25 protein-coding genes and 2 tRNA genes are annotated in these 22,344 nt (G+C 64.4%); 13 read left to right on the top strand and 14 right to left on the bottom strand.

Annotation, left to right across the window (positions count from 1 at the left end):
• Position 1: 1 nt before the first annotated feature.
• The 3 genes from VKR55_RS30025 (at position 2) to VKR55_RS30015 (ending at position 1,765) form a co-directional block, all read left to right on the top strand.
• Complete coding sequence (locus tag VKR55_RS30025) at positions 2-400, top strand: hypothetical protein (protein ID WP_324409015.1); 399 nt, start codon at positions 2-4, stop codon at positions 398-400.
• A 34-nt stretch (positions 401-434) separates the two neighbouring features.
• Entirely contained in the window at positions 435-1,382 is a 948-nt protein-coding gene (rpoH, locus tag VKR55_RS30020) for an RNA polymerase sigma factor RpoH (RefSeq protein ID WP_324409014.1), read from the top strand.
• A 155-nt stretch (positions 1,383-1,537) separates the two neighbouring features.
• Positions 1,538-1,765 (top strand): hypothetical protein, encoded by a 228-nt coding sequence (locus tag VKR55_RS30015; RefSeq protein WP_324409013.1) that lies wholly within the window; start codon positions 1,538-1,540, stop codon positions 1,763-1,765.
• Positions 1,766-1,859: 94 nt separating this feature from the next.
• Here the strand turns inward: VKR55_RS30015 and VKR55_RS30010 are convergent, their stop codons facing one another.
• Positions 1,860-2,105, bottom strand: coding sequence for a conjugal transfer protein TraD (locus VKR55_RS30010; protein WP_324409012.1), 246 nt, complete (start codon positions 2,103-2,105; stop codon positions 1,860-1,862).
• Between the two features lies 1 nt (position 2,106).
• Positions 2,107-2,433, bottom strand: a complete 327-nt coding sequence (locus VKR55_RS30005; protein ID WP_324409011.1) for a conjugal transfer protein TraD — start codon at positions 2,431-2,433, stop codon at positions 2,107-2,109.
• Positions 2,434-2,604: 171 nt separating this feature from the next.
• Between VKR55_RS30005 and traA the strand changes: the two genes are divergently transcribed.
• From traA to VKR55_RS29990, 3 genes are all read left to right on the top strand, one after another.
• On the top strand, positions 2,605-5,604 hold the full coding sequence (gene traA / locus VKR55_RS30000; protein ID WP_324409010.1) for a Ti-type conjugative transfer relaxase TraA: 3,000 nt from the start codon (positions 2,605-2,607) through the stop codon (positions 5,602-5,604).
• 129 nt (positions 5,605-5,733) lie between these two features.
• Positions 5,734-5,949: a helix-turn-helix transcriptional regulator gene (locus VKR55_RS29995; RefSeq protein ID WP_324409009.1), complete on the top strand. Its 216-nt coding sequence runs from the start codon at positions 5,734-5,736 to the stop codon at positions 5,947-5,949.
• Positions 5,950-6,233: 284 nt separating this feature from the next.
• On the top strand, positions 6,234-6,443 hold the full coding sequence (locus VKR55_RS29990) for a MerR family transcriptional regulator (protein WP_324409008.1): 210 nt from the start codon (positions 6,234-6,236) through the stop codon (positions 6,441-6,443).
• On the opposite strand, the gene VKR55_RS29985 is transcribed toward VKR55_RS29990, so the two are convergent.
• The 11 genes from VKR55_RS29985 to VKR55_RS29935 all read right to left on the bottom strand — a co-directional run bounded on the left by VKR55_RS29985 (position 6,440) and on the right by VKR55_RS29935 (position 15,482).
• Complete coding sequence (locus VKR55_RS29985; RefSeq protein ID WP_324409007.1) at positions 6,440-7,729, bottom strand: tyrosine-type recombinase/integrase; 1,290 nt, start codon at positions 7,727-7,729, stop codon at positions 6,440-6,442. The genes VKR55_RS29990 and VKR55_RS29985 overlap by 4 nt on opposite strands.
• 204 nt (positions 7,730-7,933) lie before the next feature.
• Positions 7,934-8,009 (bottom strand) — tRNA-Phe (locus VKR55_RS29980).
• 103 nt (positions 8,010-8,112) lie between these two features.
• Positions 8,113-8,346 (bottom strand): DNA gyrase inhibitor YacG, encoded by a 234-nt coding sequence (gene yacG / locus VKR55_RS29975; RefSeq protein ID WP_324409006.1) that lies wholly within the window; start codon positions 8,344-8,346, stop codon positions 8,113-8,115.
• Positions 8,330-8,959, bottom strand: coding sequence for a Maf-like protein (locus VKR55_RS29970; protein WP_324409050.1), 630 nt, complete (start codon positions 8,957-8,959; stop codon positions 8,330-8,332). The genes yacG and VKR55_RS29970 overlap by 17 nt, the downstream gene beginning before the upstream one ends.
• A gap of 320 nt (positions 8,960-9,279) precedes the next feature.
• The gene (locus VKR55_RS29965) at positions 9,280-9,744 is read right to left on the bottom strand and encodes an arsenate-mycothiol transferase ArsC (RefSeq protein ID WP_414642494.1); all 465 of its coding nucleotides are present in this window, start codon (positions 9,742-9,744) and stop codon (positions 9,280-9,282) included.
• Between the two features lie 6 nt (positions 9,745-9,750).
• Positions 9,751-10,248, bottom strand: coding sequence for a UPF0262 family protein (locus VKR55_RS29960; RefSeq protein WP_324409005.1), 498 nt, complete (start codon positions 10,246-10,248; stop codon positions 9,751-9,753).
• Positions 10,245-11,540 carry a histidinol dehydrogenase gene (gene hisD / locus VKR55_RS29955; protein WP_324409004.1) on the bottom strand — a complete coding sequence of 432 codons (1,296 nt, stop codon included), beginning with the start codon at positions 11,538-11,540 and terminating at the stop codon, positions 10,245-10,247. The genes VKR55_RS29960 and hisD overlap by 4 nt, the downstream gene beginning before the upstream one ends.
• Before the next feature lie 88 nt (positions 11,541-11,628).
• The gene (locus tag VKR55_RS29950; RefSeq protein WP_324409003.1) at positions 11,629-12,051 is read right to left on the bottom strand and encodes a DUF2948 family protein; all 423 of its coding nucleotides are present in this window, start codon (positions 12,049-12,051) and stop codon (positions 11,629-11,631) included.
• Positions 12,052-12,119: 68 nt separating this feature from the next.
• A complete protein-coding gene (gene murA, locus VKR55_RS29945) occupies positions 12,120-13,409 on the bottom strand; it encodes a UDP-N-acetylglucosamine 1-carboxyvinyltransferase (RefSeq protein WP_324409002.1) in 1,290 nt (429 codons plus the stop codon).
• 128 nt (positions 13,410-13,537) lie between these two features.
• Entirely contained in the window at positions 13,538-15,253 is a 1,716-nt protein-coding gene (locus tag VKR55_RS29940) for an FAD-dependent oxidoreductase (RefSeq protein ID WP_324409001.1), read from the bottom strand.
• 40 nt (positions 15,254-15,293) lie between these two features.
• Positions 15,294-15,482: a hypothetical protein gene (locus VKR55_RS29935; protein WP_324409000.1), complete on the bottom strand. Its 189-nt coding sequence runs from the start codon at positions 15,480-15,482 to the stop codon at positions 15,294-15,296.
• Between the two features lie 252 nt (positions 15,483-15,734).
• Between VKR55_RS29935 and VKR55_RS29930 the strand changes: the two genes are divergently transcribed.
• Positions 15,735-15,809: transfer RNA gene (locus VKR55_RS29930), tRNA-Thr, on the top strand.
• On the opposite strand, the gene VKR55_RS29925 is transcribed toward VKR55_RS29930, so the two are convergent.
• Entirely contained in the window at positions 15,788-16,435 is a 648-nt protein-coding gene (locus tag VKR55_RS29925) for a TetR/AcrR family transcriptional regulator (protein ID WP_324408999.1), read from the bottom strand. The genes VKR55_RS29930 and VKR55_RS29925 overlap by 22 nt on opposite strands.
• Before the next feature lie 199 nt (positions 16,436-16,634).
• On the opposite strand from VKR55_RS29925, the gene VKR55_RS29920 reads away from it, so the two are divergent.
• The 6 genes from VKR55_RS29920 (at position 16,635) to VKR55_RS29895 (ending at position 22,342) form a co-directional block, all read left to right on the top strand.
• Positions 16,635-17,132 carry a (2Fe-2S)-binding protein gene (locus VKR55_RS29920; RefSeq protein WP_324408998.1) on the top strand — a complete coding sequence of 166 codons (498 nt, stop codon included), beginning with the start codon at positions 16,635-16,637 and terminating at the stop codon, positions 17,130-17,132.
• Positions 17,129-18,184 carry an FAD binding domain-containing protein gene (locus VKR55_RS29915; RefSeq protein WP_324408997.1) on the top strand — a complete coding sequence of 352 codons (1,056 nt, stop codon included), beginning with the start codon at positions 17,129-17,131 and terminating at the stop codon, positions 18,182-18,184. Before VKR55_RS29920 ends, VKR55_RS29915 begins: the two co-directional genes overlap by 4 nt.
• Positions 18,177-20,441, top strand: coding sequence for a xanthine dehydrogenase family protein molybdopterin-binding subunit (locus VKR55_RS29910; RefSeq protein ID WP_324408996.1), 2,265 nt, complete (start codon positions 18,177-18,179; stop codon positions 20,439-20,441). The genes VKR55_RS29915 and VKR55_RS29910 overlap by 8 nt, the downstream gene beginning before the upstream one ends.
• 155 nt (positions 20,442-20,596) lie before the next feature.
• Positions 20,597-20,917 carry a helix-turn-helix domain-containing protein gene (locus tag VKR55_RS29905; protein ID WP_324408995.1) on the top strand — a complete coding sequence of 107 codons (321 nt, stop codon included), beginning with the start codon at positions 20,597-20,599 and terminating at the stop codon, positions 20,915-20,917.
• 15 nt (positions 20,918-20,932) lie between these two features.
• Positions 20,933-21,385 (top strand): hypothetical protein, encoded by a 453-nt coding sequence (locus VKR55_RS29900; RefSeq protein WP_324408994.1) that lies wholly within the window; start codon positions 20,933-20,935, stop codon positions 21,383-21,385.
• A gap of 225 nt (positions 21,386-21,610) precedes the next feature.
• A complete protein-coding gene (locus tag VKR55_RS29895) occupies positions 21,611-22,342 on the top strand; it encodes an outer membrane protein (RefSeq protein ID WP_324408993.1) in 732 nt (243 codons plus the stop codon).
• Positions 22,343-22,344 lie beyond the last annotated feature (2 nt).

Here is a 22,344-nt window from a genome sequence, read left to right as displayed (position 1 = left end):
CATGCAACTCAATCTGCCGCGTCATATTGTCGAAAAAAGCTGGGCGAAAAAGCTCGAACGGCGGGTTTCGGCCTGGACAGCGACCAGACCGCCGGTGGCACGGAACAGGACGGAGGTCGGCGTTTCCGTCAAGCGCCGGACTCAGCGCAACTTGCTCTCGGAGGACTTGGATATGAGACACCTTACCGCTTGGTTTCGAGAGATCACCCGAACCTACGATCGTCTCCTGGATTGGCTCGAACGACAGTCCGTTGTTCTCTCCTCCAGCGGACGTCTCGGCACGGCCGGCCTCGATAGCGCCAAAGCGTATGTGAAGAAGCGCGCTCGCCGGTTGTACCGAAGAGTGACTTCTCTCGCGAGCAAAGTGGTCGCCAAGACGACGGCAACCACCTCCCAATGATACGCATGCAGCCGGGAAGAAAGGAGCGAACATCATGGTGGGCATGGCAGCACTTCCCTCGGTCTCCTCGGATGGAGGGCTCTCCCGATATCTGACGGAGATTCGAAAATTTCCGTTCTTGGAAGCGTCCGAGGAGGCCAGCCACGCCAGGCGCTGGCGAGATCATGGCGATCGCGAGGCCGCTTATCACCTGGTGACGAGTCATCTCTGGCTGGCGGCAAAGATCGCGATGAAATATCGCCGCTACGGCCTGCCGATTGCTGATCTCGTCTCGGAAGCAAATCTCGGATTGATGCAGGCCGTTAAGCGCTTTGAACCTGAGAGGGGCTTTCGTCTGGCCACCTATGCGATGTGGTGGATTAGGGCATCTGTCCAGGAGTACATCCTGAGGTCCTGGTCACTCGTCAAGTTGGGCACCACTGCTGCTCAAAAGAAACTGTTCTTCAATCTCAGAAAGCTCAAGAACAGGTTGTCCGCTCTTGAGGATGGTGATCTGTATCCGAACCAGGTGAGTTACATCTCGGAACAGTTAAAGGTAAGTCCGTCGGAGGTGATCGAGATGAATGGGCGACTGCGTGGTGACGTCTCCCTCAATGTCTCGATAAGCGACGAAGACACTTCCCAGGAATGGCAGGATCGTTTGGCCGATCCTTCGCCCGATTCTGAAACCCTACTGGCGGACGCTGATAACTACGAACGACGAAGGGCTGCTCTCTCTGAGGCACTCAAGCTGCTGTCTGCACGTGAACGCGCGATTCTGGAAGCGCGCATGCTGACAGACGAGCCAAAGACGCTGGATGACTTGGCGCGAGAGTACCGCGTTTCGCGCGAGCGAATTCGGCAGATTGAGCAGCGCGCTTTTGAGCGCCTGAAAGCTGCAGTACGTGCCAGGCTCGACAATTCCTTGCCGCCCGCCACCCCGGCAACGCAACCAACAGGAGGCAAAGCGAGCAGAGCGAGCCTGCTCTCAACTGGATTTTGATGTGCGCCCGACATCCATTGGAGGCTGACTCGGGTTACCGCAAAGGCGCCAAAGTGGTCTCGGCAGTGCTATTCCCGACCGCCTGCAATTGACAGCCGAACTGAACGGTCACTCTCGCCGTTGTGCCGGCTTCGGGCATCGCCAAGTCGTCTACCATGCCGACCTTCTATCATCACCATTTGCACGTAGCGAGCGAGGAAGAACGGAGTTACCTGGAGTCCTTGATTCGGGAGGATTACGAGCGATGCCATCCTGGCGAGACACTGGAGGATCTCAAGCGGCGGGCGTCGTTTTCGAAGGAGGACAGAGGACTGCTGCGGGACTGGATGGCCGTGGCGGCGGCCCGCGCCGCGACTGATCAGACCAAGGCACGCCACGACTAAAGCGATTTGCTCGCATTGCGCTGCCTCTGCACGGCATCCTGCCGAGATACGTAGCTTTTGTCTGGATCACCCTCGCCGGACAGCGTAACGCGGATTACCCGTTAGTCTTGATCTGTGTTGCTGGGTCCGCCTCGAACGCTTGCTTCCCCTTTGCGGCCCATAGGCTGCGCGCCTGTTCACCCTGGTCGCTTTGGAGCTTGTCAGCCATCCAGAGCAGCGCGCCGTAGATCATGGCGCGGTCGTCGCCGGTCAGGTCCACGACGCCAGCTTTCACGACGAGGCCGCCAAGTTCGATGAGACGCCGCGTGCGCTTGCGGCGCTCGACTTGCCACGAGCGCATGTCATGCCGCGCCTTTGCGGCTTGATGCCGGTTGCGCGCTGCCTGGTTGCGCGGGAGCGCCGTCCATGCTGCGGTCAGTTGTTGGCGCATTTCGCCGCGACCGTCCTTGAAAGAACGCGGCACCGCGCCTGGCCCAGGCCTCCCTCTTTCCGGCCTCTTTTGTCTCGGCCAGCACGATCAGCGCACCCGCCAGTTCGTCCGCCGTGAGTGCGTCAGCGCCGGTGGCGATGACCAGTTCGCCGAGCTGCTGCACCTTGCGGCTCTTCAAATCGCGCGCCTTGTCCCCAAGTGCCTTCAGCTCGGCATCAAAGTCCCGTGGCTTGCGCATGCTCGTCTCCGTCAATGTTGGTGGAGAAATGATAGTCGAGCACCCGGCACAATGCTGTAAGGTCGTCAGGACGGCTTGGGACGCGGTAGTCCCTCCCGAGAATTTTTCGAGGGAGGGCGCGCTTATACGTCGTTCCGACGTTCGCTTCGCCGTGCAAATGATCTGGTCGCAATGGCGATCTATCATCTTCACGTCAAGGTCATTGGCCGCAAGGTCGGTAGTAGCGCGATGGCGTCGGCCGCCTACCGCTCAGGCTCGCGGCTGCGCGACCAGCGGCTTGATCGCAGTCATGATTTCTCCGCCAAGCGCGGCGTCGTCCATTCCGAGTTGATGCTGCCGGAGAATGCGCCGGAAGCGTGGAGCGACCGCGAACGGTTGTGGAACGATGTCGAAGCCTTCGAGATCAGGAAGGACGCGCAACTCGCCCGCGAAGTGGAATTCGCACTTCCCCGCGAGATGACACAAGCACAAGGCATTGAACTCGCCCGCGACTTCGTTCAAAGCGAATTCGTGGATCGGGGCATGATCGCCGATCTCAATGTGCATTGGGACATGGCCGAGGACGGCATGCCAAAGCCACATGCCCATGTCATGCTCACCATGCGCGCGGTGGACGAGAACGGTTTTGGCCAGAAGGTACGAGACTGGAACCGCACGGAGATGCTCGAGCGATGGCGCGAACGCTGGGCCGAGATTGCCAATGAGCGCCTGACCGAACTCGACATCGATGCGCGCATCGACCATCGCAGCCTGGAAGCACAGAGCATCGCGCTGGAGCCGCAAAGCCAGATCGGCGCGCCGGCGCAGCGCATCGAGGGCGAAGGGATCGAGGCCGCCGACCGCGCCGAGATGCACCGCGAGATCGCGCGCGGCAATGGTGCGCGGATCATCGCCGATCCTTCCGCCGCACTGGACGCGATCACCCAGCAGCAATCGACCTTCACACACCGCGACATGGCGAAGTTTGCGCATCGGCACAGCGACGGGGTCGACCAGTTTAACGAGGTCATGGGCGCGATACGTAGCGCGCCAAATCTCGTCGAACTCGGCAACGACGCTCGAGGCGAGGATCGCTTCACCACCCGCGAGATGATCGAGGCCGAACAGCGCCTGCACCGTGCCGCAGAACTCATAGCAGAACGGGAGCACCATGAGGTGCGTGAGGCGGACCGCGAAGCCGCTTTGGCGCGAGCGAAAGCGCGCGGTCTTGTTCTCTCGGGCGAGCAGGCCGACGCCTTGGCACATGTCACGGACGGGCGCGACATGGGCGTCGTGGTCGGCCATGCCGGAACGGGAAAAAGCGCGATGCTGGCGGTGGCGCGGGAGGCCTGGGAAGCGGCCGGCTACGAGGTCCGGGGCGTGGCGCTGTCCGGCATCGCGGCAGAAAATCTCGAAAGCGGATCGGGCATCGCGTCACGTACCATCACCAGCATGGAGCATGGCTGGGGACAGGGCCGCGACCTGCTCACCGCGCGCGATGTTCTGGTTATCGACGAGGCAGGCATGGTCGGCACGCGCCAGCTCGAGCGCGTGCTGTCCCATGCTGCAGAGGCCGGCACGAAAGTCGTCCTGGTCGGCGATCCGCAACAACTGCAAGCCATCGAGGCGGGCGCGGCGTTCCGCTCTATCCTCGAACGTCACGCCGGGGCGGAAATCGGCGAGGTGCGCCGCCAGCGGGAAAACTGGCAGCGCGACGCCACGCGCGATCTGGCGACCGGCAGGACTGGCGATGCGCTTGAGGCCTACCGCTCCCGCGGCATGGTGCATGAGGCCCAAACCCGCGAGCAGGCGTGCGGCGATCTGATCGATCGCTGGGACCGCGGCCGGCAGGCGTCGCCCGACAAGAGCCGGATCATCCTCACCCACACCAACAACGAAGTCCGCGCCCTCAACGAAGCTGCGCGGGAACGGATGCGGACTGCCGGTGATCTGGGGGATGACGTGCGCCTGACCGTCGAACGCGGCGCGCGCCACTTCGCCAGCGGGGACCGCGTCATGTTCCTGCAGAACGAACGTGGGCTCGGGGTGAAGAACGGCACGCTCGGGTCCATCGAGCAGGTCAGCCCGCAATCCATGACTGTGCAGACCGACGATGGCAGATCCATTCGCTTTGACCTCAAGGACTACAACAAGATCGACCACGGCTATGCGGCGACCATCCACAAGGCGCAGGGCATGACGGTAGACCGCGCCCATGTGCTGGCGACGCCCGGGATGGACGCCCACGGCAGCTATGTCGCCCTGTCGCGGCACCGCGACGGTATGGACCTGCATTATGGCCGCGACGATTTTGCGGGTCAGGAGCGGCTTGTCCGCACCCTGTCGCGCGATCGCGCCAAGGATATGGCCTCGGACTATGAGCATGCCGATCCGGTGCAGAGCTACGCCGAGCGGCGTGGCATCACCTTCCGCGAGCGCGTGGCCGAGATCGTGCGCAACGTCGTGCCCGAGAAGGTACGCAACATGTTCGACGGCCTTCGCTCTCCTGGAGATGCGCCCGGTCCGGATGGCGGACGGAAGTCGGAGCAGGAAACGCGGGAAAGGGAAAGGAGCGGTATTGGGACCGAGCGGCGCGAAACCGAAGCGCCAGAAAGGAAGGTGGCGGAAGACCCGGAAGCGGTCGCGCGTCGGGTGCGCACGAAGGCCCTGGTGCGCCATGCCCGCGCCGTGGATGCGATCTTCGAAGCGCAGGAGATAGGCGGCAAGGCGAGTCCCGATCAGGTGAAAGAATTACAAAAGGCCCGCCAGGTCTTCGAGGAGGTGCGGCCCTATGGCTCGCACGACGCCGAGGCCGCCTACAAGAAAGACCCGGATCTTGCCCGCGAGGCTGGGTCAGGCCGGGTCAACCGCGCCATCCGCGCCCTCCAGCTCGAAACAGAGTTACGCATCGATCCCAGCCGCCGCGCTGACCGGTTTGTGGAACGCTGGCAGGAGCTCGGCCACACCAGCCAGCGCCAGTATCAGGCGGGTGACATGTCCGGCTACAGGTCAACGCGCTCGGCGATGGGCGACATGGCGAGAAGCCTCGAGCGCGATCCGCAACTGGAATCCATCCTCGCCAACCGCAAGCGGGAACTTGGCATCGCGTTCGAGTCAGGCCGCCGGCTCGGCCTGGAGTTGGCCTTCACCCGTGGCATTGACCTCGGTAGAGGTAGGGGCATCGAAATTTAAGTCCATCCTATTCTCGCCGTTTGAACGCCATAGTACGGCGATGTATAAAATGCGCTTGCGCGCCTGCAACCCGCTGTCCTGTCTGGTCTCAGATGCTGTCAGAAACAGCGAGCAGGAGGCAGCGCGGCCATGCGCGAACCAGACCGTATCATACGTTTGAAAACCGTCCTCGCCAGGACCGGGCTGTCCCGGTCTACCATCTACCGCAAGATCGCCGAGGGCACCTTCCCGGCTCAGCTCAAAATCAGCACCAACGGGACCGGCTGGCATGAATCCGACATCAACCGCTGGATCGCAGATCCTGTCTCGTGGCGTCCGAAAGGCGAGTTCGATGAGGTTCGGTGAGGTCGGGCAGCGCGTCCGACCGTCCGATTTTTACTCTCCCGCACGCAGGAGTTGGAGGCTACATCGAAAAGCCTTTTGGTCGATACCATTGGCACCGTAAAGCTGGTGCGGTGCGGATGACGCGCTGCGCGCCGATGACGCCGAAACAACTCAAATTGAGACGGTGCGAGCAACCATGGAAGCGGCGTCATCTCACAAAGCGACTCCACACAATCACCCTACGCAATGCCAACTCACGCGGCCGGTCCTGATCCAACTATGGCAGAGATCATCGAAGCACCTCTATGAACCATGATGACAACAAGCGACGCCGGCTCGCCGAGTTTAAGGACGGGTGCCGCTATGGAAAATTCGGAAAAACGAAAGCTTATGAGCTGATCGCTCAGGAACGGATCAGGGCCTACAAGATGGGAGGCAAGACGCTCATCGATCTCGACAGCATCGATGAATATCATGCCTCGCTGCCACGGGTTGAATCACGGGCTATGCTTTAAGCGGATTTGCGCAGCGGCACGGCAGCTCCCTTGCGCAGGCGGTCGAGACGATTGGCCCAATGCTGCATCAGGCGCACGCGTTCGCTCCAATAGGCTGCCCGGTTGTAGATGCCGCGAATCTTGTTCTTGTCGCCCTTGGCAAGCTGGCGCCGCACCACCTCGTCGCGGCGCCGCCTCTTTTTTTCGTCCGTTTCATGGGCGAGCTGAGCTTCCACCACATCGCCATCGAATGCGCCTTCTTCGTTGAGCAAGGTCGAGGCGCTGGAGCGGAAGCCATGCGCGCAGTGGTCGCCACCGGGGCCGGTATCGTAGCCCATGATCCGCAGGGCCTTGTTGATCGTGTTGTCGGACATAGGCGCATCATCGTCATGAGAGAACAAGTAGCGGCCGCCGCCAGTCAGAGCTCGCAGCTCGGCAAGGATAGCGAGCGATTGGCGGGAGAGCGGCACTTCGTGATCATCGCGCATCTTCATTTTCTCGGCGGGGATCAGCCATATGCGGTTCTTCTCGTCGAACTCGCTCCACTCGGCGAGCCGCAACTCGCCGGGCCGCACCATCGTCAAGGCGATCAGCTTGAGCGCGTAGCGCACCAGTCCACCGTTCTTGGCGTCATAGACCTCAATCCGGCGCATCAGGTCGCCCACGTCGTCGGGATCGGTCAGCGCAGGGCGCGGATTGCCCTTGGGTGCCTTGGTGAGCGCGTGCTTCAAGTCGCGGGTGGGGTCGCTGCTACAATACGAGGCGCCGACGCCGAATTGGAAGACTCGCGAAGCGGTCGAGCGTAGGCGTCCGACGGTGTAGTACCGCCCACGGGCCTCCACACGTCGGAATGCGGTCAACAATTCCGGCGGAGTGATCTCGCAAAGCGGTCGGTCGCCGATCTCACGATTGAGCTGAGCGAGATTCCAGCGTTCCCGCTTGATCGTCGACTTGGCCTTGTTCTCTTTTTCGAACTTCGCGTTTGCCCATTCTTCCCCGACCGCCCGGAAGGTATGCTTGAGCTTTTCGTCTTCCTGTCGCTTGGCCTCGCGCACTACGACTGGATCTTGGCCCTGATCGAGCAGCTTTTCCGCGTTGTGGCGCTTGTCGCGCGCGGCCTTGAGTCCGACGCCGGGAAAGGTGCCGAAAGACATATTTTTGCGCTTGCCCCCGAAACGATAGCGGTAGAGCCACAGCTTGGTCCCATTGGGCCGAACCACGAGGCTGAGGCCTTGGCCGTCGGCTATCGCGTATTCCTTGTCCGTCGGCGTCGCATTGCGGATTTTCGTGTCGCTCAGTTCAGCCATGGGAAGGTTCCCTCGCAATCGGGCGGCCAGCCAGTGTACCCGGCTCTTCCAGTGTACCCACAGTGTACCCGGAGACGCCGGATGCCCTCGGATGGTCGCGAACCGTACCGGGCGTCAATATATGAGGAAAATCCCGATTTTACGAGGGTTCTTGCTGATCGGCGAACTGGCGCGGAGGAGAAAGAACAGGGCCGGAAAGGCTCATGGTGCCCAGGGGCGGAATCGAACCACCGACACTGCGATTTTCAGTCGCATGCTCTACCAACTGAGCTACCTGGGCATGCCGCGCCGTCCGAAGGACCCACGGGCCGGCGGGTTATAGTGGGGTCTGCCGCCCATGTCTACCCGTCCCCTTTGGTCCGCAACTGCTTGCGGATCAAGCCCTATTTCTCGTCCTCCTCGTCGTTCTCGGAGCCCGGAACGACGTAGGTGCCGGAAAGCCAGCGGTTGAGGTCGACATCGCGGCAGCGCGCCGAGCAGAACGGCCGGGTTGCTTCGGCGGCCGGCCGGCCGCAGATCGGGCAGCGGCGAACCTTGCGCTCGCCCTTGTCGCCATCGCCCTTGTCGGGTCCGGGCTTCTCGGGTTCGAGCCTGGGCTTTTCAGGCCGCGACGGCATTGAGCCAGCCGAAACGGATCGGAAAGCCCTCCCCGCCGAGCAGCGTCACCGCCTCATAGAGCGGCAGCCCAACCACATTGGTGTAGGAGCCGACCATCTTGACGACGAAGGAGCCGGCGATGCCCTGCACCGCATAGCCGCCCGCCTTGCCGCGCCATTCGCCGGAGCCGATATAGGCCTGGATGTCATCTTCAGAGAGCCGCTTGAAGCGCACGCGGGTCTCGACCAGGCGCTGGCGAAACGCCTCGCGCGGCGTGACGAGGCAGATCGCGGTGTAGACGCGGTGATTGCGGCCCGAGAGCAGGCGCAGGCACTGCGAGGCCTCGTCGACCAAATTGGCCTTGGGCAGGATACGGCGGCCGACCGCAACCACGGTGTCGGCGGAAAGAATGAAGGAGCCGCGCAGCTCGTCGTCGAGCTGCACGGATTTCAGCGCGGCGTCGGCCTTGGCGCGCGCCAGCCGGTTGGCGCAGGCGCGCGGCAGCTCACCGCGCCTCGGCGTCTCGTCGACGTCGGCCGGGCGCAGCGCATCCGGTTCGATACCGGCCTGGTTGAGCAGCGAGAGCCGGCGCGGCGAGCCGGACGCGAGAACGAATTTGGGACGGCCTAGCATGTCGTGATTGGCAGGATTTGGACGCGGATCGGCGCGGAACCTATCGGAAGGTGCGGGCTTCCACAACCCATTGTGGCTGCCCGGCAAGGCCAGATGCACCCGATGGAGCGGCATCATTAAGGCCACCGGCACTATTTCGATTCGATGACAAAAGCGCAACGGCGGGCGGCTGGAGCGCGATGGGATCAGGATGAACGCCATCGCGCTCTCGATCCTCGGTTGTCGCATGATCCCTCGGGTCAAGCCCGAGGGCATGCTTTTCGGAGAACCGCTGCACACCCCGCATCAAGTGCGGGGCAGGCTTTTTTCCGGATCGTGCGCTAACCGCTGGCCGCGCCCACCTTGGAAAAGCGCTTGCGAATGCGCAAGAGCAGCGTGTCGCAGAGCTCGCGATAGGCGGCGAGCTTCTGCTCGCGGCTGCCGTCGGTCGTGGTCGGATCCTGCGTCGGCCAGTATTCGACCTCGGCGGCGAGCGTCCGCGTCAGCTCCAGCGCCTTGTGATGCGCCTCCGGCGACAGCGTGATGATGAGGTCGAAATTGAGCCCTTCCCAGTCCTCCAGTTCCTCGAAAGTGATCGGCTTGTGGGTGGAAATGTCCTGGCCGAGCTCGGCCATGACCGCAACGGCAAACGGGTCGAGCTCGCCTTTCCTGACGCCGGCGGATTTCACGTAGAGCGCCTGCGGGAACATCCGCTGCAGCAGGCTTGCGGCCATCGGCGAGCGCACGCTGTTCTGTCCGCAGGCAAACAGCACGGACTGCGGATTGCGCGCGCGCGGCGCCATCATGAAAGGCTAGCCTTTCCAATGCAGGACGGTGATCAGCGTGAACAGCCGTCGCGCGGTCTCGAAATCGACCCGCACCTTGCCCTTCAACCGCTCCTGCAGCGTGCGCGAGCCCTCGTCATGAATGCCGCGGCGGCCCATGTCGATCGCCTCGATCTTGTCCGGCGTCGCGGTGCGGATCGCCTGGTAGTAGCTGTCGCAGATCATGAAATAATCCTTCACGATGCGGCGGAACGGCGTCAGCGACAACAGATGCGCGACCACGGGCGTACCATCCTGGCGGCGGATGTCGAACATCAGGCGGTTGCCGGTGATGCCGATGTGCAGCGTGAACGGGCCGCCGTCCTCATGGCCGTCCGGTGCAAACAGATTCTGCTCGATCAGGTCGTAGATTGCGATCGCGCGCTCATGCTCGATGTCCGGTCCCGAACGTCCGATCGACTCCTCGTCGAGCGTCACCGCGACGATGCGACTGTTGGGATGTTCCTGGACGGGCGGCTTGGTCATGAGAGGTTGAGGCGCACTCCCACCGATCGCGAATGGGCTTCCAGGCCTTCCGCCTGGCCAAGCGTCATCGCCGCCGGTCCCAGCGCGCGCAATTGGTCAGGCCCGCATTTGAGGATCGATGTCCGCTTCATGAAGTCGAGCACGCCGAGGCCTGAGGAGAACCGCGCCGAGCGCGCGGTCGGGAGCACGTGATTGGAGCCGCCGACATAATCGCCGATCGCCTCCGGCGTATGCGCGCCCAGAAAGATCGCGCCGGCATTGCGAATTTGCCTGGAGAGGCCTTCCGCATCCGCGGTCATGATCTCCAGATGCTCGGCCGCAATCGCATCCGCCAGCGGTACGGCCTCCGCGAGATTCCTGACGAGAATGATCGCACCAAAGTCCTGCCACGAGGCGCCAGCGATCTTCGCCCGCGGCAGCGTCTTCAACTGCGCTTCCACGGCTTGCGCGACGTCGTCGGCGATCCGCTTCGAATCCGTGATCAGGATCGACTGCGCGCTTTCGTCATGCTCGGCCTGCGCGAGGAGATCCGCAGCGATCCAGGACGCATTGGCGCCGTCGTCGGCGATCACAAGCACTTCAGAGGGGCCTGCGATCATGTCGATGCCGACCTTGCCGAACACCAGGCGCTTGGCGGCGGCGACATAGGCATTGCCGGGTCCGACGATCTTTGCGACCGGCGCGATCGTCGCGGTGCCATAGGCAAGCGCGGCCACCGCCTGCGCGCCGCCGACGCGATAGATCTCGCTGACGCCGCCGAGTTCGGCTGCGGCCAGCACCAGCGGGTTGAGCTTTCCTCCCGGCGCCGGCACCACCATCACCAGCCGGGCGACGCCCGCGACCTTCGCCGGCACCGCGTTCATCAGCACCGAGGACGGATAGGCGGCCGTGCCGCCGGGAACGTAGAGGCCGACCGCCTCGACCGCGCTCCAGCGCCAGCCGAGCTCGACACCGGCGGCGTCGGTGAAGCGCTCGTCCTTCGGCATCTGGCGCCGATGGAAGGTCTCGATGCGGTCGCAGGCGAATTTCAGCGCGTCCAGCGTTTTGGGCTCGCAGGCCTTCACGGCGGCGGCGATCTCGGCGGGTGTCACCCGCAAACTGTTTGCGTCAAGCGCGAGCCGATCGAAATTCTTGGTCGCCTCGATCAGCGCCGCGTCCCCGCGCCTCGCGACGTCCTGCACGATGGCGCGCGCGGCCGCCTCGACGTCGGCGGACGCTTCGCGCTTGGCGCCGAGGAATTTTGCAAATCGCTCGTCGAAATCGGCGCTGGAGCGGTCGAGGCGAACGGGCATGGGAGCTTTCGGGATGGCGGATTCGTGAGCTATTGCAATGGCGCGGCGGGCTATTCCCGTCAACCCATTCCGTCATTCCGGAATGACGTTAGACACCCTCCCCCGCGAGATCCTCCGGTCCCAGATCGGTCAGCTCGCATTCCAGGCACTCGACATCGAGCCGGAGCGCGCCGCCGCCTGCAAACATCAAGAGCGCGCTGCCGCCAGGACTGTCTGCATCATGAAACTCGATGCCCACCAGTTCCAGCGCCTTGTCGGGCCTCGCGAGGTCGATGTTGCGCGACTTGCAGGCAAGCACGCGGTCGAAGCGCAGCGCCGCAATCAGCCGGCGCGGCTCGGTGCAGCCGGACAGCGTCTGCTCCCAGTCCAGCCGGTTCATGCCGATCACAAGCCGCTTCTCGGCCTGCCGCCAGATGATATCGGAGGCCTGCACCCGGGCATCCTGCACATGGGCCGAGATCACCGCGAGGTCCTCGGCATCGAGCGCAATCAGTTTGAGGTGCGGAGACATCCGCCCACCTTCATTTGGCGCGTATTCTCATCGCAAAACCGGTGTCCACTTTGCGGAATACGCGCTATTTAATCGCTGATGCGCTCGATGGAAGCGCCGCAGGCCTTCAATTTCTCCTCCAGCCGCTCGAAGCCGCGGTCGAGATGATAGACGCGGTTGACCATGGTCTCGCCTTCGGCGGCGAGCCCCGCGATCACCAGCGATACCGAGGCGCGCAGATCGGTGGCCATCACCGGCGCGCCGCGCAGTTGCCCAATGCCTTCGATCCGCGCGGTCTCGCCATTAAGGCTGATCCTGGCGCCGAACCGCGCCAGCTCCTGCACATGCATGAAGCGGTTCTCGAAGATGGTCTCGGTGATCTCGGACGCGCCTTGCGCGCACACCATCAGCGCCATCAATTGCGCCTGCAGATCGGTGGGGAAACCCGGGAACGGCGCGGTCACAACCGTCACCGGGTGGATCCCGGCGCCGTTGCGCGCGACGCGGATGCCGCCGGTGTCGGCGGAAATCTCCGCACCCGCCTGTACCAGCACGTCGAGCGCCGACTGCAACAACTCCGGGCGCGCGCCGGCGAGCTGAACCTCGCCGCCGGTCATCGCCACTGCCATGGCATAGGTGCCGGCCTCGATGCGGTCGGGCAGCACGGTGTGCCGCGCGCCATGCAGTTTCTCGACACCCTCCACGACGATGCGCGGCGTGCCGGCGCCTGTGACATGCGCACCCATCTTGTTGAGGCACGCGGCGACGTCGGCAATCTCGGGCTCGCAGGCGGCATTGGTGATGACGGTCGTGCCCTTCGCAAGCGTTGCGGCCATCAGCGCGACGTGAGTGCCGCTCACCGTCACCTTTGGAAAATCGATGGTCGCGCCGCGCAGACCGCCCGGCGCGCTGGCAATCACATAGCCGCCGTCGATGGAGATGTCGGCGCCGAGCTTTTTCAGCGCCATCATCAAGAGATCGACGGGCCGCGTGCCGATGGCGCAGCCGCCGGGCAGCGACACTTTTGCTTCCCGCATGCGCGCGACCAGCGGCGCGATCACCCAGAAGCTGGCGCGCATGCGCGACACCAGCTCGTAAGGCGCGGTGGTGTCGATGATGTTGGCGGCGGAAATATGCAGGGTCTGCCCCTGATAGGCGCGGTCGCCCGGCCGCTTGCCGACCGAGGTGATGTCCACGCCGTGATTGCCGAGGATGCGCTGGAGCTGCGCCACGTCGGCGAGCCGCGGCACATTGTCGAGGATCAGCGTCTCCTCGGTCAGAAGCCCCGCGATCATCAGCGGCAGCGCCGCATTCTTGGCGCCGGAAATTTGAATAGTGCCGTTGAGCTTGTTGCCGCCGACGATACGAATGCGATCCATACGCGAATCCCGGAGTTTTGAGGCCGCCAACTATAGGGCGAAGCGGCAGCCGCCAAAAGCCACGAAATTTGAGGCAAATTGGTGAGACCGCAGGCCGCGGCGTCCCGGAACCGTGTTACGCGATTGTACTAGAGCGCAGGCTTTGCAGCGTCGCCGAGAAAACTGTGCAACGCGGCCACCACCTGCGCGCCCTCGCCGATCGCGCCGCCTACGCGCTTGACCGAGCCCGAGCGCACGTCACCCACGGCAAAGACGCCCGGCACGGAGGTCTCCAGCGGCGCGACCGGCCTGCCCAGATTGAGCTCGGATTGCGCGCCGGTCACGACGAAGCCGGCGCGGTCCAGCGTGACGCCGCAGCCGTCGAGCCAGCCGGTCGCGGGATCGGCGCCGACGAACAGGAAGAGATTGCGGATGTCGGACGTATATTCATCGGGCGACAGGCGGCTCTTCCAGCGCACGCGCTCAAGCGAACCATCGGCTGCACCTTCGATCGCGACGATCTCGGTGTTGAACATCAACTCGATGTTCGGCGTCGCCTCGATGCGCTCGATCAGATAGCGCGACATGCTGGCGCCCAGGCCGCCGCCGCGGATCATCATGGTGACCTTGCGCGCGTGTCCCGACAGGAACACCGCGGCCTGGCCCGCAGAATTGCCGCCGCCGACCAGCATCACCTCCTGCTCGGCGCAAAGCCGCGCCTCGACGGGCGAAGCCCAGTACCAGACGCCGCGGCCCTCGAATGTCTCGAGATTTGCGATATCCGGCCGCCGGTAGCGCGCACCGCTCGCCACCACGATGGCGCGCGAGCGCACCTCCTCGCCGCCTTCCAGCGCGAGCGCGAAGGCGCCATCGCGGCGCTCGCAATCGAGCGACTTCGCGCTGACGGGGATCATGATCTCGGCGCCGAATTTCTGCGCCTGGCTGAACGCGCGTCCAGTCAGCGCCTGACCGGAGATGCCGGTCGGAAAGCCGAGATAGTTCTCGATGCGCGCGCTGGCGCCGGCCTGCCCGCCAAAGGCGCGCGCATCCAGCACCGCGACGGATAAGCCCTCGGAGGCGGCATAGACGGCAGTGGCAAGCCCGGCGGGTCCGCAGCCCACGACGACGACGTCATAGATCCGGTTATCGCGCAGTCCGCCGATCATGCCGACCGCACGCGCCAGCTCGGTTTCGCTCGGATTGCGCAGCACCGTCCCGTCGATCGCGACCACCAGCGGCCAATCCGAAGACGACGGCGAATAGCGTGCGATGATCTCGGCGGCATCATGATCGCGCTCCGGGTCGAGCAGATGATGCGGATAGCCGTTGCGGGTGAGGAAATTCTGCAGGCCCGCGACGCTTGAGGAATTCGACGGGCCGATCAGCACCGGTCCGCCGACGCCGCCCTGGATCAGGCTGACCCGGCGCAGGATCAGCGCGCGCATGATGCGCTCGCCGAGGTCGGCTTCGGCCACCAGCAGCGCGCGCAGCTTGTCGGACGGAATGAGCAGCGTCTCGACCTCGCCTTCGGCATGGCCGTCGACCAGCGCGACGCGGCCGGAAAGCTGGCCGACCTCGGCCAGAAACTGTCCCGGGCCCTGGTCGATGATGGGCGTGACATGGCCAAAGCCGTCGCGCTGGGTGATCGCGACATGGCCAGACAGCAGCACGAACATGCCGGGACCGGGCTTGCCGGCCTCGAACAGCCGCTCGCCATCCTTGTAGCGACGCACTTCGCCGAAGCGGCGCATTCGCTCAATTTCAGCTTCGGTCAGCCTTGGGAAGGTCTGCTCCAGGCGGGGAAATACCCGTCCCGGTCCAATGTTCGTGCTCGTCTTGCTGCCGGGCCCGCCCTCGCTCGCCATCCACGTCTCTCAACTCGCAAAACACCCCGCGCCGATACAACTAGTCGCGGCGCTTGCCAACCTCCCCATCTAGGGAGGTTTCGTGACCGGACGAGGACGCATCGCTCACTTTGCCGCGCTCGCGCGCCTGCGCCTTGCGCCGCTTGAGGTTTTCGCGCAGCGCCAGCTTGAGGCGATCCTGCCGCGAGCCTTTTGCCTCGCCTTTACCTTTGTCGCCCGCCTTTGCCATTCGTTACGTTATCTCGCTTCGCCCCTGCTCAGCATAACGTGTTCTGTGGCATCAACTACTTGCTGTGAAAAACGGGAACCGGGCCGGGCGAATTGACGCCTTTTTTGGCATGCGTTAAGCCGTCCACCCTTGATTTTGCGGCGATTTATCTGCGCCCCGAGCCAAGCCTGCTTGCGCGGGCGGGGCCCTTGTGGCAAGAACCGGCCGCCCGCCAGACGCCGTTTCGGCCGATTCTCTTTATGTCCCGGGCATGCTGCCGTAGCTCAGTGGTAGAGCACTCCCTTGGTAAGGGAGAGGTCGACAGTTCAATCCTGTCCGGCAGCACCAGGCTTTCGTTTTCCGTGCCCTGATGTTCCGATCGGTTGCTGGCCCACCTTCACCCGCAACCCATCCAACAACACATCCAGCATCCGCATCACGCTCGCCTGCCAGCCCGGCTGGTCGTGCAGGAGGCACATGCCGACCAGCGTGCGCAGGAGATCCTCCGCGCTCACGTCGGCGCGGATGTCGCCACGGGTAACTGCGCGATCGAGCAACGTTCCGATCGCCTTGGTGAGTCGCTCATACGAGAAGGCGGCGAGCTCCGAGGGAGGGGGACCAGCGGCCAGCGCGAGCGCGGCCGCCATGCCTTTCTTCGTCGCAACGAACTCGACATTGGCGCGCATCCATTGGCGCAGCGCGTCGACCGGCGATGCGTCGCTCTTCAACTGCTCGGCCAGCTCGCCGAGCTGCTCCACCTCGCGGCGGTAGACGGCTTCATAGAGAGCCTCGCGCGTCGGAAAGTGGCGATAGAGCGTGCCGATGCCGACGCCGGCCTTGCGCGCCACCGCTTCCAGGCTCGCCTCCGGACCGCCCGCACTGAACACGGTCTTCGCCGCTTCGAGCACGAGCTCACGGTTACGAAGCGCGTCGGCGCGCGGCTTGCGGGAGTTTTTTGCGGAACGATTGTCCATCGCAAGCGTCTCGTCACCGGCTCTTGAACGGCCGGCTCTTGATAAACGGAGGAACCCTCCGTATAACTGATCCTATCATGTCCAATCCCAGCCGCCGGATTTTCGGAGGCTGCGCCTCACCGGGATCGCCGCGATTCACGGCCTGACGGCCTGTGCCCGCTGCGATCCGATTTGACCATAGCATCGATCGGAACATCGCATGAATCTGTCTATTGGACTCACCGTCAACGGTGAGCGGCGCGACATCGTGCTCGACGACCCGCGCGTCACGCTGCTCGACCTCCTGCGCGAGCGGCTTGAGCTCACGGGAACGAAGAAGGGTTGCGACCGCGGCCAATGTGGCGCCTGCACCATCCTCGTTGACGGCAAGCGGATCAATGCGTGCCTCGCGCTCGCCGTAAGCCACGACGGCGCCGACATCCTCACCATCGAGGGCGTCGCGAATGGCGAGCATCTGCATCCGGTGCAGGCCGCCTTCATCGCCCACGACGGCTTTCAGTGCGGCTTCTGCACGCCGGGCCAGATCATGAGCGCGATCGGGCTGATCGCGGAAGGCCATGCCGGTGACGACTCCGAGCGCATCCGCGAGGGCATGAGCGGCAATCTCTGCCGCTGCGGCGCTTACGCCGGCATCACCGAAGCTGTGCAGGAAGCGCAGAAGATCCTGGGCAACACGAGGACGGAGCGTGCGGCATGAACCGGTTCGATTATGTGCGCGCGACAACGGCGGCCGAGGCAGTTGCGGCTGCCTCCGCGCCGGGTGCGGCTTATCTCGCCTCCGGCACCAATCTGCTCGATTTGATGAAGGGTGGGATCGTCCGTCCCTCGCGCCTCGTCGACGTCACGCGCCTGCCCGGCCTCGACCGCATCGAGGCGCTCGCCGACGGTTCGTTGCGCATCGGCGCGATGGTAGGGAATGCCGACCTCGCGCATGACGCGGAATTCGCGAAAGCCTATCCCGCGATCGCGGAAGCGCTACTCTCCGGCGCCTCGGCGCAATTGCGCAATGCGGCGACGGTCTCCGGCAACCTCCTGCAACGGACGCGCTGTGGCTATTTCTATGATACCGCAAGCCGCTGCAACAAACGCGCGCCCGGCTCCGGCTGCGATGCGCGCGGCGGCGACAACCGCCTGCACGCGATCCTCGGTTGGAGCGAGGCCTGCATCGCCACGCATCCATCCGACTTCTGCGTGCCGCTCGCCGCTTTCGATGCGGTGGTCGAGATCGAAGGCAGGAACGGCCACCGCGAGGTCGCGCTGGAAGCGCTGCACCGCCTGCCCGGCGATATGCCGGAGCAGGAGAGCGCGCTTGAGCCCGGCGATCTGATCGTCGCGGTACGCTTGCCCGCTTCTGCGCGCACCTTCGCCGCGCACTCGCGTTATCTCAAGGTCCGCGAACGCAACTCTTATGCGTTTGCGGTGGTTTCGGCCGCAGCCGGGCTCGTCATCGACAGCGGCATGATCAAACAAGCGCGCGTCGCGCTCGGCGGCGTCGCGGCCAAGCCGTGGCGGGCGCGTGCCGCGGAAGCGCAGTTGGAGGGATCGGCGGCCGGTCCCGCCGCATTCAGCCGCGCGGCACAAGCCGCACTCGCCGAAGCAAAACCCTCCGGCGACAACGCCTTCAAGATCGAGCTCGCGCAACGCCTCATCGTACGCGCGCTTGTATCGGCAGCGCAGGGAACGTCGGAGCGGATTCCGGCGCTGCCTGCCTCTCCCTTCTCTTCTCCAGCCGGAGCCCTTCATGTCTGAAATCACGTTGACCCGCGAGCCCGCCCATATCCGGCACGGCTCCAACATCGGCCAGCCGCTGACGCGCCGCGACGGCGTGCTCAAGGTGACCGGCGCCGCGCGCTTTGCCGCCGATAACCATCCGCCGAACATGCTGCATGCGGTGATGGCGGTTTCTTCCATCGCGCGCGGCCGCGTAGCGTCGCTCGACGTCGCCGCCGCCAAGCGCCATCCCGGCGTCGTCGAGGTGATGACGCCGGAGAATCGCCCCGCGCTTGCCGAAGATCCGGATGCCAAGACCAACCCCTTCATGTTCCGTATGGAAGTCCTGCAGAACGAGCGCGTGCGCTACGCCAACCAACCGATTGCGGTGGTGATCGCCGAGACGCTGGAGGCGGCGACGGAAGGCGCTGCTCTCCTGGCGCCGTGCTATGAGGCGGAGCCCGCGCGCGCCGGCCTTGACGACGGCGAGAGCTTTGTGCCGCCAGCCGTCGGCGTCGGCCATCCGGCCGTTGTTGCGCATGGCGACGTCGAAAGCGCGCTCGCCGGTGCGGCACGCGCAATCGACGCGACCTATGAGACGCCGGCGCAATATCACAATCCGATGGAGCCACACGCCATCGTCGCGTCCTGGAACGGCGATGAGCTCTCGATCGACACGCCGAGCCAGGGCATGGCGATGGCGCAGGGCCGCGTCGCCGGCCTGTTCGGCATCCCGCCGGACAAGATCCATATCCGAAGCCCCTTCCTCGGCGGCGGCTTCGGCTGCAAGGGGCTGTTCAAGGGTCCGCAGGTGCTCGGCATCCTCGCTGCGAAACTGGTGGGCCGGCCGGTCAAGCTCGTGCTGCGGCGAGAGCAGATGTTCGGCCCGGTCGGCCATCGCTCGCCAAGCCGCCAGCGGCTGCGCATGGGCGCCAGCGCCGATGGCCATCTTGCAGCGATCGACCATCGCGCAAAAATCGCAACCTCGAGCTTCGATGATTTCTTCGAGCCGGCCGCCGATGCCTCGCACGCGCTTTATGCGAGCCCCGTGATCGCGACCTCGCATGAAGCGGTGCGGCTCGATACCGGCACGCCGCTGTTCATGCGCGCGCCCGGTGAAGCGACGGGATCGCTCGCGCTCGAAAGCGCGATCGACGAGATGGCGGAAGCATGCGGCATGGATCCGCTCGCGTTCCGCTTGCGCAACTATGCGGAGATCGAGCCGATCACCGGAAGGCCGTTCTCCTCGAAGGCGCTGCGCGAATGCTATGCCAGGGGCGCCGAGCGCTTCGGCTGGTCGAAGCGGCCGCTCAAGCCGCGGCAGATGCGCGACGACAATGGTTTCCTGGTCGGCTGGGGCATGGGCACCGCGATCTTTCCGGCGCTGATGTTTGCAGGCCAGGCGCGCGCGGTGCTGCGCCGCGACGGCTCCGGCGCGATGGAAACCGGCGCGCATGACATGGGCCAGGGCGCCTGGACCGCGCTTGCGCAGATCGCCGCCGACGCGCTCGCGCTCGACATCGACAAGGTCGACTTCAAGTCGGGTACATCAGACCTGCCGGATGCCGGGATTGCCGGCGGCTCGGCGCATACCGCGACCGCGGGCGTTGCGATCCACAATGCCGGAGCCGACGTGATCGCAAAGCTCGCCGAGATCGCCACCAACGATCAGCGCTCGCCGCTGTTCGGCGCAGGCAATGCCGGCGTCGTTGCGCGCAACGGCCGCCTCCTCCACCGCGACGATGAAAGCCGCGGCGAAAGCTATGCCGACATCCTCACCCGCGCGGGACTGGCCGAGGTCGACGGCCGCGGCAACGGCGCGATGGATCCGGCCGCGCAGTCGAACTATGCGATGCACGCACATGGCGCGGTGTTTGCCGAAGTGAGGGTCGATCCGGATCTCGGCCAGATCCGCGTCTCCCGCGTGGTCGGCGCGTTTGCCGCCGGCCGCATCGTCAATCCCCATCTGGTGAAGAGCCAGTATCTCGGCGGCATGATCTGGGGCGTGTCCTTTGCCCTGCACGAGAAGGCGATCGTCGATCGCCGCTCGGGCCGGATCGTCAATGCCAATCTCGGTGAATATCATGTACCTGTGAATGCCGACGTACCCTCGATGGAGGCGCTGTTGATCGAGGAGCACGATCCTCACGTGAACGCGCTCGGCATCAAGGGCGTCGGCGAGATCGGGATCACCGGCTCGGCGGGCGCCGTTGCCAACGCGGTGTGGCATGCGACCGGGGTGCGCGTGCGGCGCTTCCCGATCGCAATCGAGGAGCTGGTGAGCGAGGCGCGCTAGCGCCCTTTTGTTGGCGCATGATCTTTGCGGAAAACCGCTGCACACTTTTCCGGATCATGCGCTAACTAGCCATCTTTTTCTGGCCGCAAGAATCGTCGATTAGGAGTCTTGGCAGGCATTGCAACTTGCCCGCCAGGACGCGAAAGACGGTTCAGATGATGACGGGTCCCGAACTCAAGAAGCTCCGCGCCGACCTCGGCTCGGCCATTGGCCGAGAGCTCACCGCGGCCGATATGGCCAAGCTCTGCGGGCTGCCGGCCGGGAGTGCCGATACGATCCGCCGCTGGGAAGTGAGCGGACCGAGCGGCCCCGCCGCGGAGCTGCTCCGCATCCTGGCGATGGCGAGCGAGGAGCATCCGATCCTGGACAATTTCAACGTCTTCGACCGCCACGACATCCGCGAGCAGGATCGTCCCGCGCGCCGCGCCGAGTTTCGTGAGAAGATGAAGGAGGAAGTGCGCCGCCGTCTCGGTTAGCAGGATGAAACGGACATGAAGCGCCGGTTTTCCGCATTCGCATTGTTGTGCGCGCTGCTTTGCGGCGTGCCCGCTCACCGCGGCTTTGCCGTCGAGAGCAGCGAGGGCGACGAGGCAGGCGCAATCTGGACCGCCGTCATCCCCGATGCCTTTCCGGGCTTCATCTATACCTGGCGCATGCAGGGCGACGGCACCTATCGCGAGGACGGCCGGGATTCGCGCACCAATAGACCGATCCAGCCCACGCTTTCCGGACGCTGGAGCCGCAAAGGACCGCGCATGGTGCTGCGGCAGGACGACCTGCCCTACGTGTTCGACGGCGTAGTGCTCGGAAATCTCTATGCCGGCACGCTCTACTTCGACGGCCGAAGCCGCTCTCGTTTTTGTGCCGTCAGAGGCGAGAAGGCGCCCGATCATTGCGACCCTGCGCCTTCGGTGGCGATGCATGATGTGGTTAAGAGGCCTTAACCAGCGTGTATCAAAGCAGCACGGAAAGAGCGTGATTTAAGCCTTTCCTCAGCTCTTCTTAAAGAGCCCTTAAGCACAAGAAAACGTTTCTCGTCTCACACGCCGGATTGCAAATCGCCGTGGTCGGAGAGTGACAGCTTTTTATTAAAGTCCGGCCTATCTGCATTAACCAGATGGCGCCCCGCCTGGCGCCACTTTGGTTGTTTGCGTGTTGGAGTGAGACCGATGAAGAAGTTCCTGCTTGTGACGGTTGCGATCGCTGCACTCGGCGCGGCGCTGCCGGCTGATGCCGCCGACCTCGGCTACCGCGCCCCCTATTATCAGAAGGCGCCCGCCTATGCGGCTCCGATCTACAACTGGACCGGCTTCTATCTCGGCGCGCATGCCGGCGGAGCGTTCTCGAGCGACAACGACTTCAACAATGGGCTCGGCACCGGCAACAATGGCAACGGCCGCTTCCTCGGCGGCTTTCAGGCCGGCGCGGACTGGCAGTTCAACCCGAACTGGGTGGTCGGCGTCGAAGGCCAGTATAGCTGGCTCTCGGGCAGTGTCGGCGCGGTGTTCCCCGGCGGCTATACCTACACCAACAACCAGCGCGGGCTCGGCTCGATCACCGGTCGCGTCGGCTACACCTGGGGTCCGGGCCTGCTCTATGTGAAGGGCGGCTACGCCTATTCCAACAACAATGAGAGCGTAGCGCTTGGCGGCGTGCCGGTCGCGTTCGCCACCAGCGGCGATCATACCAGCGGCTACACCATCGGTGCCGGCGTCGAATACATGTTCGCACCGAACTGGTCGGCCAAGGCCGAGTATCAGTACTATAATTTCGGCAGCGCCAACTTCACCGCGCCGGCCGCGCTGATCCCGACCGGCAGCTTCACGACCGATGACCACGTCTTCAAGCTCGGCGTGAACTACCGTTTCAACTGGGCAAGCCCGGTGGTGGCGGGCTACTGAAC

Source organism: Bradyrhizobium sp. (assembly GCF_035309285.1).
Taxonomy (GTDB): Bacteria; Pseudomonadota; Alphaproteobacteria; order Rhizobiales; family Xanthobacteraceae; genus Bradyrhizobium.
The sequence above is the reverse complement of the archived record's forward strand: the minus strand, read 5'-3'. Positions and strand labels throughout refer to the sequence as shown.

Excerpts from the sequence above, each read along its gene's own strand:
- VKR55_RS30025 (WP_324409015.1), top strand. The coding sequence starts at position 2 with ATGCAACTCAATCTGCCGCGTCATATTGTCGAAAAAAGCTGGGCGAAA.
- rpoH (WP_324409014.1), top strand. The coding sequence starts at position 435 with ATGGTGGGCATGGCAGCACTTCCCTCGGTCTCCTCGGATGGAGGGCTC.
- VKR55_RS30015 (WP_324409013.1), top strand. The coding sequence starts at position 1,538 with ATGCCGACCTTCTATCATCACCATTTGCACGTAGCGAGCGAGGAAGAA.
- VKR55_RS30010 (WP_324409012.1), bottom strand. The coding sequence starts at position 2,105 with ATGCGCTCGTGGCAAGTCGAGCGCCGCAAGCGCACGCGGCGTCTCATC.
- VKR55_RS30005 (WP_324409011.1), bottom strand. The coding sequence starts at position 2,433 with ATGCGCAAGCCACGGGACTTTGATGCCGAGCTGAAGGCACTTGGGGAC.
- traA (WP_324409010.1), top strand. The coding sequence starts at position 2,605 with ATGGCGATCTATCATCTTCACGTCAAGGTCATTGGCCGCAAGGTCGGT.
- VKR55_RS29995 (WP_324409009.1), top strand. The coding sequence starts at position 5,734 with ATGCGCGAACCAGACCGTATCATACGTTTGAAAACCGTCCTCGCCAGG.
- VKR55_RS29990 (WP_324409008.1), top strand. The coding sequence starts at position 6,234 with ATGAACCATGATGACAACAAGCGACGCCGGCTCGCCGAGTTTAAGGAC.
- VKR55_RS29985 (WP_324409007.1), bottom strand. The coding sequence starts at position 7,729 with ATGGCTGAACTGAGCGACACGAAAATCCGCAATGCGACGCCGACGGAC.
- yacG (WP_324409006.1), bottom strand. The coding sequence starts at position 8,346 with ATGCCGTCGCGGCCTGAAAAGCCCAGGCTCGAACCCGAGAAGCCCGGA.
- VKR55_RS29970 (WP_324409050.1), bottom strand. The coding sequence starts at position 8,959 with ATGCTAGGCCGTCCCAAATTCGTTCTCGCGTCCGGCTCGCCGCGCCGG.
- VKR55_RS29965 (WP_414642494.1), bottom strand. The coding sequence starts at position 9,744 with ATGATGGCGCCGCGCGCGCGCAATCCGCAGTCCGTGCTGTTTGCCTGC.
- VKR55_RS29960 (WP_324409005.1), bottom strand. The coding sequence starts at position 10,248 with ATGACCAAGCCGCCCGTCCAGGAACATCCCAACAGTCGCATCGTCGCG.
- hisD (WP_324409004.1), bottom strand. The coding sequence starts at position 11,540 with ATGCCCGTTCGCCTCGACCGCTCCAGCGCCGATTTCGACGAGCGATTT.
- VKR55_RS29950 (WP_324409003.1), bottom strand. The coding sequence starts at position 12,051 with ATGTCTCCGCACCTCAAACTGATTGCGCTCGATGCCGAGGACCTCGCG.
- murA (WP_324409002.1), bottom strand. The coding sequence starts at position 13,409 with ATGGATCGCATTCGTATCGTCGGCGGCAACAAGCTCAACGGCACTATT.
- VKR55_RS29940 (WP_324409001.1), bottom strand. The coding sequence starts at position 15,253 with ATGGCGAGCGAGGGCGGGCCCGGCAGCAAGACGAGCACGAACATTGGA.
- VKR55_RS29935 (WP_324409000.1), bottom strand. The coding sequence starts at position 15,482 with ATGGCAAAGGCGGGCGACAAAGGTAAAGGCGAGGCAAAAGGCTCGCGG.
- VKR55_RS29925 (WP_324408999.1), bottom strand. The coding sequence starts at position 16,435 with ATGGACAATCGTTCCGCAAAAAACTCCCGCAAGCCGCGCGCCGACGCG.
- VKR55_RS29920 (WP_324408998.1), top strand. The coding sequence starts at position 16,635 with ATGAATCTGTCTATTGGACTCACCGTCAACGGTGAGCGGCGCGACATC.
- VKR55_RS29915 (WP_324408997.1), top strand. The coding sequence starts at position 17,129 with ATGAACCGGTTCGATTATGTGCGCGCGACAACGGCGGCCGAGGCAGTT.
- VKR55_RS29910 (WP_324408996.1), top strand. The coding sequence starts at position 18,177 with ATGTCTGAAATCACGTTGACCCGCGAGCCCGCCCATATCCGGCACGGC.
- VKR55_RS29905 (WP_324408995.1), top strand. The coding sequence starts at position 20,597 with ATGATGACGGGTCCCGAACTCAAGAAGCTCCGCGCCGACCTCGGCTCG.
- VKR55_RS29900 (WP_324408994.1), top strand. The coding sequence starts at position 20,933 with ATGAAGCGCCGGTTTTCCGCATTCGCATTGTTGTGCGCGCTGCTTTGC.
- VKR55_RS29895 (WP_324408993.1), top strand. The coding sequence starts at position 21,611 with ATGAAGAAGTTCCTGCTTGTGACGGTTGCGATCGCTGCACTCGGCGCG.